The organism is Parafannyhessea umbonata (genome assembly GCF_012844235.1).
Classification (GTDB): Bacteria; Actinomycetota; Coriobacteriia; order Coriobacteriales; family Atopobiaceae; genus Parafannyhessea.
Map to the genome: position 1 here is coordinate 189,385 of NZ_JABAGR010000004.1, position 12,983 is coordinate 202,367.

At 62.2% G+C, this 12,983-nt stretch carries 22 protein-coding genes; 21 read left to right on the forward strand and 1 reads right to left on the reverse strand.

What is annotated here, in order from left to right; genetic code table 11:
• Nucleotide 1 precedes the first annotated feature (1 nt).
• The gene (gene fusA, locus HF885_RS05535) at nucleotides 2-2,095 is read left to right on the forward strand and encodes an elongation factor G (RefSeq protein ID WP_170103924.1); all 2,094 of its coding nucleotides are present in this window, start codon (nucleotides 2-4) and stop codon (nucleotides 2,093-2,095) included.
• Between the two features lie 50 nt (nucleotides 2,096-2,145).
• Nucleotides 2,146-2,454: a 30S ribosomal protein S10 gene (gene rpsJ / locus HF885_RS05540; protein ID WP_009278409.1), complete on the forward strand. Its 309-nt coding sequence runs from the start codon at nucleotides 2,146-2,148 to the stop codon at nucleotides 2,452-2,454.
• Between the two features lie 193 nt (nucleotides 2,455-2,647).
• Here rpsJ and HF885_RS05545 read toward each other — a convergent pair whose 3' ends face one another.
• A complete protein-coding gene (locus HF885_RS05545) occupies nucleotides 2,648-3,412 on the reverse strand; it encodes a hypothetical protein (protein WP_206109812.1) in 765 nt (254 codons plus the stop codon).
• A 567-nt stretch (nucleotides 3,413-3,979) separates the two neighbouring features.
• On the opposite strand from HF885_RS05545, the gene rplC reads away from it, so the two are divergent.
• From rplC to rpmD, 19 genes are all read left to right on the forward strand, one after another.
• Complete coding sequence (rplC, locus tag HF885_RS05550) at nucleotides 3,980-4,600, forward strand: 50S ribosomal protein L3 (protein WP_170103926.1); 621 nt, start codon at nucleotides 3,980-3,982, stop codon at nucleotides 4,598-4,600.
• Nucleotides 4,601-4,643: 43 nt separating this feature from the next.
• The gene (rplD, locus tag HF885_RS05555) at nucleotides 4,644-5,270 is read left to right on the forward strand and encodes a 50S ribosomal protein L4 (protein ID WP_170103927.1); all 627 of its coding nucleotides are present in this window, start codon (nucleotides 4,644-4,646) and stop codon (nucleotides 5,268-5,270) included.
• On the forward strand, nucleotides 5,270-5,575 hold the full coding sequence (rplW, locus tag HF885_RS05560; RefSeq protein WP_090845521.1) for a 50S ribosomal protein L23: 306 nt from the start codon (nucleotides 5,270-5,272) through the stop codon (nucleotides 5,573-5,575). Before rplD ends, rplW begins: the two co-directional genes overlap by 1 nt.
• A 136-nt stretch (nucleotides 5,576-5,711) precedes the next feature.
• Nucleotides 5,712-6,548, forward strand: coding sequence for a 50S ribosomal protein L2 (gene rplB / locus HF885_RS05565; protein ID WP_170103928.1), 837 nt, complete (start codon nucleotides 5,712-5,714; stop codon nucleotides 6,546-6,548).
• 30 nt (nucleotides 6,549-6,578) lie between these two features.
• The gene (gene rpsS / locus HF885_RS05570; protein ID WP_090845525.1) at nucleotides 6,579-6,839 is read left to right on the forward strand and encodes a 30S ribosomal protein S19; all 261 of its coding nucleotides are present in this window, start codon (nucleotides 6,579-6,581) and stop codon (nucleotides 6,837-6,839) included.
• 17 nt (nucleotides 6,840-6,856) lie between these two features.
• On the forward strand, nucleotides 6,857-7,210 hold the full coding sequence (gene rplV / locus HF885_RS05575) for a 50S ribosomal protein L22 (RefSeq protein WP_170103929.1): 354 nt from the start codon (nucleotides 6,857-6,859) through the stop codon (nucleotides 7,208-7,210).
• Nucleotides 7,211-7,217: 7 nt separating this feature from the next.
• Nucleotides 7,218-7,928, forward strand: coding sequence for a 30S ribosomal protein S3 (rpsC, locus tag HF885_RS05580; RefSeq protein WP_090845529.1), 711 nt, complete (start codon nucleotides 7,218-7,220; stop codon nucleotides 7,926-7,928).
• Entirely contained in the window at nucleotides 7,928-8,353 is a 426-nt protein-coding gene (gene rplP, locus HF885_RS05585) for a 50S ribosomal protein L16 (protein WP_170103930.1), read from the forward strand. Before rpsC ends, rplP begins: the two co-directional genes overlap by 1 nt.
• 5 nt (nucleotides 8,354-8,358) lie before the next feature.
• Entirely contained in the window at nucleotides 8,359-8,574 is a 216-nt protein-coding gene (gene rpmC / locus HF885_RS05590; protein WP_090845533.1) for a 50S ribosomal protein L29, read from the forward strand.
• A gap of 16 nt (nucleotides 8,575-8,590) precedes the next feature.
• Entirely contained in the window at nucleotides 8,591-8,857 is a 267-nt protein-coding gene (gene rpsQ / locus HF885_RS05595; protein WP_090845535.1) for a 30S ribosomal protein S17, read from the forward strand.
• A gap of 75 nt (nucleotides 8,858-8,932) precedes the next feature.
• Nucleotides 8,933-9,301 carry a 50S ribosomal protein L14 gene (gene rplN, locus HF885_RS05600; RefSeq protein WP_090845537.1) on the forward strand — a complete coding sequence of 123 codons (369 nt, stop codon included), beginning with the start codon at nucleotides 8,933-8,935 and terminating at the stop codon, nucleotides 9,299-9,301.
• Nucleotides 9,302-9,315: 14 nt separating this feature from the next.
• Complete coding sequence (gene rplX, locus HF885_RS05605; RefSeq protein ID WP_235927321.1) at nucleotides 9,316-9,630, forward strand: 50S ribosomal protein L24; 315 nt, start codon at nucleotides 9,316-9,318, stop codon at nucleotides 9,628-9,630.
• A gap of 332 nt (nucleotides 9,631-9,962) precedes the next feature.
• Nucleotides 9,963-10,520 carry a 50S ribosomal protein L5 gene (gene rplE, locus HF885_RS05610; protein WP_206109813.1) on the forward strand — a complete coding sequence of 186 codons (558 nt, stop codon included), beginning with the start codon at nucleotides 9,963-9,965 and terminating at the stop codon, nucleotides 10,518-10,520.
• 60 nt (nucleotides 10,521-10,580) lie between these two features.
• Nucleotides 10,581-10,766: a type Z 30S ribosomal protein S14 gene (locus tag HF885_RS05615; protein WP_090847706.1), complete on the forward strand. Its 186-nt coding sequence runs from the start codon at nucleotides 10,581-10,583 to the stop codon at nucleotides 10,764-10,766.
• A gap of 87 nt (nucleotides 10,767-10,853) precedes the next feature.
• Nucleotides 10,854-11,252, forward strand: a complete 399-nt coding sequence (rpsH, locus tag HF885_RS05620; protein WP_170103932.1) for a 30S ribosomal protein S8 — start codon at nucleotides 10,854-10,856, stop codon at nucleotides 11,250-11,252.
• Between the two features lie 30 nt (nucleotides 11,253-11,282).
• Nucleotides 11,283-11,819, forward strand: coding sequence for a 50S ribosomal protein L6 (rplF, locus tag HF885_RS05625; protein ID WP_170103933.1), 537 nt, complete (start codon nucleotides 11,283-11,285; stop codon nucleotides 11,817-11,819).
• Between the two features lie 62 nt (nucleotides 11,820-11,881).
• Nucleotides 11,882-12,250 carry a 50S ribosomal protein L18 gene (gene rplR / locus HF885_RS05630; protein ID WP_154541525.1) on the forward strand — a complete coding sequence of 123 codons (369 nt, stop codon included), beginning with the start codon at nucleotides 11,882-11,884 and terminating at the stop codon, nucleotides 12,248-12,250.
• A gap of 11 nt (nucleotides 12,251-12,261) precedes the next feature.
• Entirely contained in the window at nucleotides 12,262-12,783 is a 522-nt protein-coding gene (gene rpsE / locus HF885_RS05635) for a 30S ribosomal protein S5 (RefSeq protein WP_170103934.1), read from the forward strand.
• 2 nt (nucleotides 12,784-12,785) lie between these two features.
• Entirely contained in the window at nucleotides 12,786-12,977 is a 192-nt protein-coding gene (gene rpmD / locus HF885_RS05640; RefSeq protein ID WP_170103935.1) for a 50S ribosomal protein L30, read from the forward strand.
• Nucleotides 12,978-12,983 lie beyond the last annotated feature (6 nt).

The following is a 12,983-nucleotide window of genomic DNA, read 5'->3' on the forward strand; positions in this document are numbered from 1 at the left end:
CATGGCAAAAGTTAAGTACAAGCTCGAAGACCTTCGTAACATCGGCATCATGGCCCACATCGATGCCGGTAAGACGACTACCACCGAGCGAATCCTGTACTACACCGGCAAGACCCACAAGATCGGCGAGGTCCACGACGGTGCAGCCACCATGGACTGGATGGTTCAGGAGCAGGAGCGTGGCGTGACCATCACCTCCGCCGCGACCACGTGCTTCTGGAAGGACCACGTCATCCAGATCATCGACACCCCGGGTCACGTTGACTTCACCGCAGAGGTCGAGCGCTGCCTGCGTGTCCTCGACGGTGCCGTCGCGGTCTTCGACGCCGTCGCCGGCGTCCAGCCGCAGTCCGAGACCGTCTGGCGTCAGGCTGCCAACTACAACGTCCCGCGCATCGCCTTCATCAACAAGTACGACCGCGTCGGCGCCGACTTCTTCCACGCCATCGACACCATGAAGGACCGCCTTGGCGCCAACGCCGTGGCCGCCCAGGTCCCCATGGGCTCCGAGTCCAACTTCTGGGGCCTCATCGACCTCGTCACCAACACCGCTTGGGACTTCAAGGAAGACGCAAAGGGCATGATCTACCCCGAGCCCATGGACGAGATTCCTGACGAGTTCAAGGACGTCGCAGCCGAGAAGCGCGAGGAGCTCCTGGACGCAGCCTCCAACTACGACGACGACCTGATGGAGAAGATCCTCATGGAGGAGGAGATTCCCGTCGATCAGCTGAAGGCCGCCATCCGCAAGGGCGTCATCGCCAACGAGCTCAACCCCGTCTTCGTGGGCTCCGCCTACAAGAACAAGGGCATCCAGGAGCTGCTGGACGCCGTCGTCGACTACCTGCCGAGCCCGCTCGACGTCAAGGAGATCGACGGCAAGAACCTCGAGGGCGAGGACGAGGTCCGTCACGCGGACTTCAAGGAGCCCTTCTCGGCCCTTGCCTTCAAGATCATGACCGACCCCTTCGTCGGCAAGCTCACCTACATCCGCGTGTACTCCGGTCAGGCGGAGGCGGGCAGCTACGTCTACAACTCCGTCAAGGACAACCGCGAGCGCCTTGGCCGCATCCTCGAGATGAACGCGAACGACCGTGTCGACCGCGAGGAGTGCTCCGCCGGTGACATCGTCGCCTGCGTCGGCCTGAAGAACACCTCCACCGGCGACACCCTCTGCGACGAGAAGCACCCCATCGTGCTCGAGTCCATCGACTTCGCCGACCCCGTCATCGACGTCGCCGTCGAGCCGAAGTCCAAGGCCGAGCAGGACAAGATGTCCGTTGGCCTTGCCAAGCTCGCCGAGGAGGACCCGACCTTCCGCGTCCACACCGACCACGAGACCGGCCAGACCATCATCGCCGGCATGGGCGAGCTGCACCTCGAGATCATCGTCGACCGCCTGCGTCGCGAGTTCCACGTCGACTGCAACGTCGGTAAGCCGCAGGTTGCCTACCGCGAGACCGCCGGTCACGCCGTCCAGCACGTCCAGGGCAAGTTCGTCCGTCAGTCCGGCGGCCGCGGCCAGTACGGCGACGCCATCATCGACCTCGAGCCGATGGAGCCGGGCTTTGGCTACGAGTTCGTCGACGGTACCGTCGGTGGCTCCGTCCCCAAGGAGTACATCCCCTCTGTCGACAAGGGCATCCAGGAGGCGCTGGAGTCCGGCGTCATCGCGGGCTACCCCGTCCAGGACATCAAGGTCACCCTGGTCGACGGCTCCTACCACGAGGTCGACTCCTCCGAGGCGGCCTTCAAGATCGCCGGCTCCATGGCGATCAAGAACGCCCTTCAGCAGTCCGACCCCGTTCTTCTCGAGCCCGTCGAGGAGGTAACCGTCGAGACGCCCGAGCAGTACATGGGCGACGTCATGGGCAACCTCTCCGGCCGTCGCGGCAAGATCGAGGGCATGGAGGACCGTGCCAACACCAAGCTCATCCGCGCCAAGGTGCCCCTGGGCGAGATGTTTGGTTACGCAACCGACCTGCGCTCCCAGACGCAAGGCCGCGCGTCCTACACCATGCAGTTCTCCAGCTACGAGCCCGTCCCGAAGAACATCAAGGACGAGATCGTCGCAAAGAGTGGCGTCAACGCCTAAGTTAAGTAGCCAACGGTAGCTCAGGCTGCCATTTGATGGAGGTATAAGAAGTGTCAAGCCAGAAGATCAGGATCCGCCTCAAGGGCTACGATCACGAGGTCGTTGACCAGTCCGCGAAGCTCATCGTCGACACCGCCCAGAAGACCGGTGCCCGCGTCTCTGGTCCTATCCCCCTGCCGACCGAGCGCAACCTCTACACGGTCATTCGCTCGCCGCACAAGGACAAGGACTCCCGCGAGGAGTTCGAGATGCGCACCCACAAGCGCCTCATCGACATCCTCGACCCCAGCTCCTCGACCGTCGATTCGCTCATGCGCCTCGACCTTCCCGCTGGCGTCGACATCGAGATCAAGCTCTAAGCGCTAGCGACTCGATACGCTGACAAGCCCCGCCACTCCTGCGAGTGGCGGGGCTTTTGCGTGTGTCGAAGCCGCTGCGAGGAAGAAGGCTCCGGGCGTGAAGGCGCAAATACACAAGCGACGTCGTTTGAGCCCGGGCGGCGTCGTTTGGAGGGGTCGCCCCACCGCCCTAGGCTCGTGTCCACATCGGGCGCTATCCCAGCAGCTGCGACCGTAGGTCGTCTGAACGTTGGGCGAACAATCCGGTGCGAAGCGGTGGCGTGACGCCAAGCGGGGGAGCGACCCGCTGCCTTACGATGTTGTCGTACTCCATTGCAACCATCTCGGTAGGCCATGCCAAGTCAGCCGGCAGATATGGCGTTCGCAGGTACCGCTCCCACGATTCCGCAAGGTCTATGCGATGGTTCGAGGCGCACGTGGGAAGACCATAGCCGCCGAGTCTTGCCGGGAGCGTGAGGAGAAGTGCAAGGGAGGTCCCCGCGGGCGACCTAAACCCCTCGACCGCGTACGACAGCGTCTTTCGTGCCCCGCAAACCCCGCGGGCCCCGGCGCACTTCGATAAGTACGGCGCCAGAAGGCCCAGGTTGGTCAATGGCGGGCGCGCGTGGAACGAACGCCCGCCTTGGTTCAGAGAGTACCCTTCCACGATTTCGCATGCATACGAGGCAAGCCTCGGCAAGGATATGACTGTGGCCATCTGCAGATAGGTGAACTCTGGCGTGGAAAGCCTGACCGACGGCTCGATCGTGACGAACGAGCGCTCGGGAATCTGGCGCATCCAGACGTGATTGCGAATCTGCTTGCCATAGAGCCGGTCGGAGTCTTTCTCAACAATGATGTCGACGGGTCTCGGAAGTGCGCGGAGCGCCGTCGTCGACAGTATTCCCTGCGAGAAGAGCGCGCGGTACGAATGGGGGAGGTTCGCGGGACGAGAGTCCGCTATGCGAGGAAAGCGCACATAGTCTCGTGCACGCGTGCTCCTCCAGAGCGACTGCGCCGAGTTGTGGTAAATGTAGACGGGCATACGGGCATACGCACCTCCGTTCGTCGCGGTTTTACAGGATCGTTCGTAGTAGCGCCACATCATGCCGCACGGCACTTGCAGCGACTTCGCATCCGTATTGCGCAAAACTCTCCGCATCGCGACAAGCGAGACGTCTTGCGCCGCTGGCGATAAGCAAGACGGCCGGTGCCATGGGCAAACGCTGCTTTCGTGGCGCCTATCGCGAATTCTCGGTGTTGCACCCGAGCGGCAGCCGACGCCCTTCTCGCCTTCTGGCCTGCGATTTTTGCAGGGATTGTGGCGCAAAAAATGTGGATGCTTACCACGGTCCCGAGCGTGTACACTAGTCAGGCTGTGTTTTTATGGCTCATGCCGTCCAAATCGCTCGTCCCCGACCTGTGAGGGGGCGCCTGCCCGCGAGGCGGCGACATGTCCGCACGGCACTCGTTGGATGTGGTCCGCTGGGGAGAGTCGCAGGATGCGTCTCTAAGGTCCCATGACCACCGAAGGAAAGGACCAGGAATGGTCAACACTATCCTCGGCCGCAAGCTCGGGATGACGCAGGTGTGGGATGAGGACGACAACGTCGTGCCCGTCACCGTCGTCCTCGCTGGCCCCTGCACCGTCTCGCAGGTCAAGACGAAGGCAACTGACGGCTATGACGCCGTCCAGATTGGCTTCGGAGACATCTCCGCAAAGCACGTGAACAAGCCCATGGCCGGCCACTTTGCCGCCGCAGGCGTCGAGCCCATGCGCTACCTGCGCGAGGTTCGCGTCGCTGAGGGCGAGGAGCACGCCACTGGCGAGAAGGTCACCGTCGCCGACTTCGCTGAGGTCCAGACCGTCGACGTCACCGGCACCTCCAAGGGCAAGGGCTTCCAGGGCACCATCAAGCGCTGGAACTTCTCCCGCGGCCCCATGGCCCACGGTTCTCGCAACCAGCGCGAGCCGGGCTCCATCGGCCAGTGCGCCTACCCCGCGCGCGTCCGCAAGGGCCTGCACATGGCTGGCCACATGGGCAACGAGCGTGTCACCGTCAAGAACCTGAAGCTCGTTCGTGTCGACGCCGAGCAGAACCTCATGCTCATCAAGGGCGCTGTCCCCGGCGGCAAGAACGCTCTCGTTTCGATCCGCATGGCCTAAGGGCCCGTTCGTAATCACACCCTAAGGCTAACAAGGAGGACTAATGTCCAAGATCGAAGTTAAGAACGTGGAGGGGAAGGCGGCCGGCGAGGTCGAGCTTTCCTCCGACGTCTTCGGCATTGAGCCGAACATCCCCGTGGTGCACCAGGTCGTCGTGGCCTACGAGGCCTCCCTGCGTCAGGGCACCCACTCCGTCAAGAACCGCCACGAGGTCTCCGGCGGCGGCGTCAAGCCTTGGCGCCAGAAGGGCACCGGTCGTGCCCGCCAGGGCTCCATCCGCGCTGGCCAGTGGGTCGGCGGCGGCGTCATCTTCGGGCCCCAGGTCCGCAGCCACGCCAAGCGCGCCAACAACAAGGAGAAGAAGCTCGCCATGCGCTCCGTCCTCTCCGGCAAGCTCGCTGACGGCGAGCTCGTGCTCGTGGACGAGCTGAAGTTCGAGGCCCCCAAGACCAAGCAGGCCGTCGCTCTTCTGAGCGCCCTTGCCCTCGACGGCAAGCGCGTGACCGTCGTCGTCGACGACGAGGACATCAACACCTACCTCGCCTTCAGGAACCTCCCGAAGGTCAACGTGATCGGTGTCTCCGAGTCCAACACCCGCAACCTGCTCGACAATGGCGCCCTCGTCATGTCCGCCGCGGTTGCCAAGCAGCTCGAGGAGGTGCTCGCGTAATGAACTCCATCTATAACGTCATCATCCGCCCGGTCGTCTCCGAGCGTTCGTTCGACCTGATGTCCCAGGGCAAGTACACCTTCGAGGTTGCCGCCAAGGCTCCGAAGGAGGAGATTGCCGACGCAGTCGAGAAGCTCTTCAACGTTCACGTCCTCAAGGTCAACACCATGTGGGTGAAGCCGAAGAACAAGCGCGTCCGCTACGTCACCGGCAAGACCCGCACCTGGAAGAAGGCCGTTGTCACCGTCGCCGAGGGTGAGCAGATCGAGGTCTTCGCCAACCAGCAGGCAGCTGCTGAGGAGTAAGTGGTTTTTCGCCCGCGCCTCCCAGGAGGCCGGGCTTTCATGCCGCGCATGATGGATACGCGCGGTACCGTGGTAATCCGGTGTCGGCGTGCCATTCCCGGGCACACCGGCCAACGGACAAGAAAGGGAAGCAGTAATGGCAGTTAGACATCTGAAGGCAACGAGCGCCGGCAGGCGTTGGCAGACCATCTCCGACTTCGCGGAGATCACTACCGACAAGCCCGAGAAGTCCCTCCTCGAGCCCCTGCCCAAGAAGGCCGGCCGCAACAACAACGGCCGCATCACCACCCGTCACCAGGGTGGCGGCGTGAAGCGCCAGTATCGCAAGATCGACTTCAAGCGTCAGAAGGACGACGTGCCGGCCAAGGTCGCGACCATCGAGTACGACCCGAACCGCACCGCGAACATCGCCCTGCTCCACTACGTCGACGGCGCCAAGGCCTACATCCTGGCCCCCGAGGGCCTGCACGTGGGCGACGTGGTCGTCTCTGGCACCAAGGACGTCGACATCAAGCCGGGTAACTGCACGGTTCTCTCCGAGATCCCCGTCGGTACCCTGCTGCACAACGTCGAGTTCCAGCCTGGCAAGGGCGCCGCGATGGCTCGTTCCGCCGGCACCTCCGTCCAGCTCATGGGTAAGGACAACGGCTATGCGGCGCTCCGCATGCCCTCCGGCGAGCTTCGCCGCGTCCTTCTCACCTGCCGTGCCACCATCGGCGTCGTGGGCAACGCCGAGCACGGCAACATCGTGATCGGCAAGGCCGGTCGTCACCGTCACATGAACGTGCGCCCGACCGTCCGTGGTACCGTCATGAACCCCGTCGACCACCCGCACGGCGGCGGCGAGGGCAAGAACCACACCTCCGGTCGTCCCTCCGTTACGCCTTGGGGCAAGCCGACCAAGGGCTTCAAGACCCGCGACCCGAAGAAGGCCTCGAACCGCCTCATCATCCGTCGTCGCAACAAGAAGTAACCGGAACACGAACATTAGGAGATTCCAAGAATGAGCAGAAGTCTCAAGAAGGGCCCGTTTGTGGAGACTCGCCTCCTTGCGCGTGTCGCCGCGATGAACGAGGCTGGCAAGAAGGAGGTCGTGAAGACCTGGTCGCGTTCCTCCACCATCTTCCCCGAGATGGTCGGCCACACGATCGCCGTCCACGACGGCCGCAAGCATGTCCCCGTATACGTCACCGAGTCCATGGTCGGTCACAAGCTGGGCGAGTTCGCCCCCACCCGCACCTTCCGTGGTCACAAGCAGGCTTAACAGGGGGTATGGAGTAAATGGCTAACAACAACGAGGTCAAGGCCACCGCTAAGTACGTGCGCATGGCGCCGCGCAAGGTACGCATGGTCGTCGACCAGATTCGCAACAAGTCCGTGGAGCAGGCACTCGAGCTTCTCCAGTTCTCGACCCGCGCGGCCGCTGAGCCCGTCGCGAAGGTTCTCCGCTCCGCGGTGGCCAACGCCGAGAACAACAACAACCTTCGTTCCGACAACCTCGTGATCAAGGCTGCCTACGTGGACGAGGGCCCGACCCTGAAGCGCATCCGCCCGCGTGCCAAGGGCTCCGCTTCGCGCATCAACAAGCGCACCAGCCACATCACCGTCGTCGTTGCACCTCGAAAGGAGGCGTAGGGGAAGTATGGGTCAGAAAGTACAGCCTACCGGCTTCCGTCTCGGCATCACCGAGGAGTGGCGTTCCCGTTGGTACGCCGATAAGAAGGACTACGCCAAGAACCTTGGCAACGATATGCAGATCCGCAAGTTCCTCGAGAAGAAGCTTGCGAGCGCAGCGCTGTCCCGCGTCGACATCGAGCGTGCCGGCGACAAGGTCAAGGTCATCATCTACACCGCCCGTCCGGGCATCGTGATCGGCAAGAAGGGCTCCGAGATCGACGCCCTGCGTGCCGAGCTCGAGAAGATGGCCGGCGTCTCCAAGGGCAACATCTCCGTCGACGTCATCGAGATCAAGCGTCCGGAGCTCGACGCCCAGCTGGTGGCCCAGTCCATCGCCGAGCAGCTCGAGGGCCGCATCGCCTTCCGTCGTGCCGTCCGCAAGGCCATCCAGTCCGCCCGCAAGGCCGGCGCCAAGGGCATCCGCATCCAGTGCTCCGGCCGCCTGAACGGCGCCGAGATGGGCCGCCGCGAGTGGTCCCGCGAGGGCCGCGTGCCTCTGCACACCCTGCGCGCCAAGATCGGCTTCGGCGAGGCTACCGCCCGCACCACCATGGGTGCCTGCGGCGTTAAGGTTTGGATCTATCTCGGCGAGAAGATGCCTGGTCAGCCTGCGCCCAACCCGGCGCTTGAGGGCTCCAGCCGTCCCCGTCGCCGTAACGAGAGGAGGGGTCGCTAATGCTGGCTCCTAAGCGAGTCCTTCACCGTAAGGTACAGCGCGGCTCCATGAAGGGTCAGGCCAAGGGCAACACCGAGCTGCACTTTGGCAAGTGGGGTCTTGTTGCGCTCGAGCGTCACTGGATCACCAACCGTCAGATCGAGGCCGGCCGTGTCGCCATCGTCCGTCGCATGAAGCGTGGCGGCAAGATGTGGATCACCATCTTCCCCGACAAGCCGATCTCCAAGAAGCCGGCCGAGACCCGCATGGGTAAGGGTAAGGGCAACCCCGAGGAGTGGGTGGCCGTTGTCAAGCCGGGTCGCGTCATGTACGAGATCGACGGCGTCGACGAGGCAACCGCAAAGGCTGCGCTCCGTCTTGCTCAGTACAAGATGCCGATCAAGACCAAGATCATCACCCGCGCCGAGCAGGACGTGGAGGAGTAGTCAACATGAAGTACAAGGATATTCGAGAGCTCTCCGACGAGGAGCTTGCTCAGAAGCTCGAGGATGGCCGCGCAGAGCTGTTCAACCTTCGCTTCCAGATGGCTACCAGCCAGCTGGACAACACGGCCCGCGTCAGCGTCGTCAAGCGTGACATTGCCCGCATCCAGACCGAGATGCGCGCTCGTCAGATCGCAGCGGACAACGCCGCTGCGCAGAACTAGTCGCAGGAGATAAGAAATGGCAGATACCGAAAGCAGGAACGCACGTAAGGTCCGCACCGGTGAGGTCATCTCCCTCTCTGGCGACAAGACCGTCACCGTTCAGATCACCTACCGTAAGCACCACCCCAAGTACGGCAAGATGATGACCATTAGCAAGAAGCTCCACTGCCATGACGAGAAGAACGAGTGTGGCCTTGGCGACACCGTCCGCGTCATGGAGACCCGTCCCATGTCCAAGACCAAGCGCTGGCGTGTCGTGGAGATCGTGGAGAAGGCAAAGTAACGATCGTATTCACCCCGTCCGACAATGTGCGCGCACAAGCGCGCACCTCTTGCGGGCAGGTATGGAGGAACAGCAATGATCCAAATGGAGACCATGCTCAACGTCGCTGACAACAGTGGCGCTAAGCGCGTGAAGTGCATCAAGGTCATGGGTGGCTCCAAGCGCCGTTATGCTGGCCTCGCCGACGTCATCATGTGCGCCGTGCAGGAGGCTACGCCGGGCGGTTCTGTGAAGAAGGGCGATATCGTTCGTTGCGTTGTCGTCCGCACCACCAAGGAGACCCGCCGCAAGGACGGCAGCTACATCAAGTTCGACCAGAACGCCTGCGTCCTGGTCAACAAGGATGGCGAGCCCAAGGGCACCCGTATCTTCGGGCCTGTGGCACGCGAGCTGCGCGATCACAAGTACATGAAGATCGTCTCGCTCGCACCCGAGACGCTGTAGGGGAGTGAGAACGAATGGCAAAGATGAACGTTAAGAAGGGCGACCAGGTCGAGGTCCTGTCCGGCAAGGACAAGGGCAAGCGCGGCGAGGTCATCGTGGCCCTTCCCTCTGAGGGCAAGGTTGTCGTTCGTGGCGTTGCAGTCGTGAAGAAGGCTCAGCGCCCGACCCAGGCCAACCAGCAGGGCGGCATCGTCGAGAAGGAGGCCGCGATCGACGTGTCCAACGTCGCCCTCGTGTGCCCCACCTGCGGCAAGGCTACTCGCGTCGGCCACGCCGAGGAGGACGGCAAGAAGATACGCGTCTGCAAGAAGTGCGGCGCCAAGTTCTAGTCCCTTCTCGCCAAGAGCGATATCAAGGGACCCGTCTCCGGACGGGTCCCTTTTCTGTGCGACAAACGATTATTCGGGCGCCCTTGCGAAATCGGGGATAAGGGCGGCCGGTGCCAGTGGATGCCGCCTCTGAAATAGTGTCTGATATGCGGAGATTTGCCGCAGACCAGTTCGTGCTGGAAATTTACCTCTCGAACACGTAATATTTGACCTTGCGTCTCTATGAACGGGATGGGTATGTCTCTGGAACGGGCGCACGGCTCCTGGTCACAGGGACCAGGAGGTGCGAGGACCAACCCCGCACTTAAAACCCCATGAGTGAGGAGTGCCACATGGCAGACAAGTACGTTCCTCGTCTTAAGGAGATGTACGTCTCCGAGATTCGCGACGAGCTGCAGAAGAAGTTCCAGTACCAGAATGTCAACCAGATTCCGAAGATCGAGAAGATCGTCGTGAACATGGGCGTCGGCGAGGCCGCGACCGATTCCAAGGCCATCGAGGGTGCCGTTTCCGACCTTCGCGCCATCACCGGCCAGCAGCCCATGGTCACCCACGCCCGCAAGTCCATCGCAACCTTCCACCTGCGTGAGGGCCAGGCCATCGGCGCCAAGGTTACCCTGCGCGGCGACCGCATGTACGAGTTCCTGGACCGCCTGATCTGCATCGCAATCCCTCGCATCCGCGACTTCCGCGGCATCAGCAGCAAGTCCTTCGACGGCCACGGCAACTTCTCCATGGGCGTCACCGAGCAGCTGATCTTCCCCGAGATTGACTTCGACAAGATCGATCACACCCGCGGCATGGACATCACCATCGTGACCACCGCCCCGACTGACGAGGAGGGCAGGGCGCTCATCGCGGCCTTCCACTTCCCGTTCAAGAAGGACTAGTCAATATAGTTTGTCAAACACCCCGGCGGGGTGCCGGGGTCTCTTCCTGAAGGAGGATTTGTGGCTAAGACATCGATGATCGTCAAGGCGAACCGCGAGCCGAAGTTTTCGACGCGCAAGCAGAACCGTTGCCAGCGCTGTGGCCGACCCCACTCCGTCTATCGCAAGTTCGGTCTCTGCCGTGTCTGCTTCCGCGAGATGGCGAGCAAGGGCGAGCTCCCTGGCGTCACCAAGGCTTCTTGGTAGCAAAGGGCTCTGGCGTTTAGGCATCCTGGCTACGGGCTTGGATGAACCAAACGCGCAGTTTCATCACTAACGAAGGAGAAGGAATCAATGAAGGTTACTGATCCCATCGCAGACATGCTGACGCGCATCCGCAACGCTAACTCTGCCGGCAAGTCCGAGGTCTCTATGCCCTCGAGCAAGGTCCTGGTTGAGATCGCTCGCGTCATCTGCGAGGAGGGCTACATCAAGAGCTACGAGGTCGAGGACACCAAGCCTCAGAAGACCCTCCACATCACGCTCAAGTATGGCGCCCGTCACGCCAAGGTCATCCGCGGCATCCGTCGCATCTCCAAGCTTGGCCTTCGCATCTACACCACCGCAGCTGAGATGCCGCGTGTCCAGGGTGGTCTCGGCACTGCCGTCATCTCCACCTCCAAGGGCATGATGTGCGACCGCGATGCTCGCAAGCTCGGCATCGGCGGCGAGGTCATCTGCTACATCTGGTAACCAACGGACGAATCTAGATAGGAGGAGACAATGTCTCGTATTGGTAAGAAGCCTGTCACGGTTCCCGCTGGTGTTACTGTGACCATCGATGGCACCACCGTTTCGGTCAAGGGCGGCAAGGGCGAGCTCACTCGCACCTTCTCCGACCTGGTGACCATCGCTCAGGAGGGTTCCGAGGTTCTCGTTACCCGCAACGACGAGTCCACTGAGTCGAACGCTCAGCAGGGTCTCACCCGCACCCTCATCCACAACATGGTGATCGGCGTCTCCGAGGGCTTCTCTAAGAAGCTCGAGCTGACCGGCGTCGGCTACCGTGCCGCTCTCAAGGGCACTGGTCTCGACCTCTCCCTCGGCTACTCTCACCCCGTCCTCGTCGATGCCCCCGAGGGCATCTCCTTCGAGGTCCCCGACAACACCCACATCGTTGTCAAGGGCATCTCCAAGGAGCAGGTCGGCCAGGTTGCCGCCGAGGTCCGCGCCAAGCGCCCGCCCGAGCCTTACAAGGGCAAGGGCATCCACTACGAAGGCGAGCACATTCGTAGGAAGCTCGGCAAGGCTGGTAAGTAGTCTTCGCTAGGCCATAGATAAGACCATCACCCCGTCAGGTGATGGCGATTGAAGGAGAAGGTATGAACAAGAACCAGGCTAAGCGTGCGAGCCTTCAGCGCCGTAAGCGCCGCGTTCGCGCCAAGGTTTTCGGCACCGCTGAGCGTCCTCGTCTGAGCGTCCACCGTACCAACGCTCACATCTACGCCCAGGTCATCGACGACCAGGATGGCAAGACCATCTGCTCCGCCTCTACCCTGAGCCCCGAGTTCAAGGAGACCGGCAAGATCGGCTCCAACAAGGAGGCTGCGGAGTTCGTCGGCAAGCTCATCGGGGAGCGCGCCGTCGCGAAGGGTGTTACCGAGGTCACGTTTGACCGCGGTGGCTTCATCTATCACGGCCGCGTCCAGGCTCTGGCAGACGGTGCCCGTGCCGCGGGCCTGAAGTTCTAGGAGGAATTTGAATGCCACGTGATCGTAAGCGCCAGAATGACTCCGATCTTCAGGAGCGCGTAGTCTACATCCACCGTGTTTCCAAGACCGTTAAGGGCGGCCATCGCATGTCGCTCGTCGCTCTCGTCGTCGTCGGTGACGGCAAGGGCAACATTGGCCTTGGCCAGGGTAAGTCCGCCGAGGTCCCTCTGGCAATCCAGAAGGGCGTCGAGGATGCAAAGAAGAACATGTTCAAGGTTCCCGTCACCGCCGGTGGCTCGATTCCTCACCCCGTCGACGGCCACTTCGGCGCCGGCCATGTTCTGATCAAGCCGGCTATCGAGGGTACCGGCGTCATCGCCGGCGGCCCCGTCCGTCCGCTCTTCGAGCTCGCTGGTATCACCAACGTGCTCTCCAAGTCGCTCGGTACCGACAACGCTCTCAACATCATCAAGGCTGCTGCAGAGGGCCTCAAGTCTCTCTCCAGCCCTGAGCAGGCTGCCGAGCGTCGTGGCCTTACCGTCAGCGAGATGTTCAACGGTAAGGAGGACTAACTATGGCAGACGAGAAGAAGCTCACTGTCAAGCTCGTCCACAGCGCCGTCGCGTCGGTCAAGAAGGACCAGACGAGGACTTGCTTCGCCATGGGTCTCCGCAAGATCGGCGACGTCGCCGTGCTGCCCGACAACCCGAGCGTTCGTGGAATGATCTTCAAGGTCAAGCACCTTGTTGAGGTTGAAGAGAACTAAGGAGTC